Genomic DNA, 690 nt, shown 5'->3' on the forward strand with positions numbered 1-690 from the left:
GGGTCTGCGCCGGCTTGAGGAATTCCGGTGCCGAGACTTTGAACCGGGTTGCAACCCAGCTGCGCAGCGCGTCGCGATCAAGCGGGCCGGCGTGGAGCGCCCCCCAGAGCGCATAGAGCTTGCGCAGATCCGCGCGCTGCGCCGGCGGCCGTGCCGAGGCCCTCGGCTTCCAGCCCAAGCGCTTCAGCTCGGCAATGACATCGTCGGCCTTGCGATCGGAGAGATCGCGGGCACTCTCGACCCCGCCTACTCGCCGCAGCAAGCCGCGATAAGCCTCGTCGTCGAGCGCCAGGTCCTTCTTGGCGATGTGGATCTTCGCCAGCATGTCGCGATGGCTCATCAGCTGCATCTCCTGATCGCGACCTGGAGCTCCAGCGCCTTGCGCGTCAGTCGCTTCAAGCGGCCTTCAATGATCGTGGAACGACGTGGTGCGATGCTCGCGATCACCGCCTTCAGCCGCTCGCGCTCCGCCTCGACCTCCGCAAGCTCGCCCTGCGCCAGCAGCGCCATCAGCGGCGCGGCGTCGGACGGGGCGGGACGGGAGGAGAGGAAGCGGGCCATGGGTCAGGCGGCCTCGCTGTCGAATTTGTCGGCTTCGTCGCCCCAGGCGGTCCAGCCCGGCCGGCTACGCCGCGAGAAGATGTCGGCGCGACGCAGCGCCTTCGGCATCATCCGCTCGGCGATGTCATA

The 690-nt window shown here is 68.4% G+C and carries 2 protein-coding genes; both read right to left on the bottom strand.

Annotated features, from left to right (window positions below):
- Positions 1-340: phage protein GemA/Gp16 family protein (locus ACFPOB_RS31205; protein WP_377801748.1), on the bottom strand; the 340-nt coding region annotated here is incomplete at its 3' end.
- Complete coding sequence (locus ACFPOB_RS31210; protein ID WP_377801747.1) at positions 340-561, bottom strand: hypothetical protein; 222 nt, start codon at positions 559-561, stop codon at positions 340-342. The genes ACFPOB_RS31205 and ACFPOB_RS31210, both read right to left, overlap by 1 nt.
- Between the last annotated feature and the right edge of the window lie 129 nt (positions 562-690).

This window comes from Allobosea eneae (genome assembly GCF_042657265.1).
Classification (GTDB): Bacteria; Pseudomonadota; Alphaproteobacteria; order Rhizobiales; family Beijerinckiaceae; genus Allobosea; species Allobosea eneae.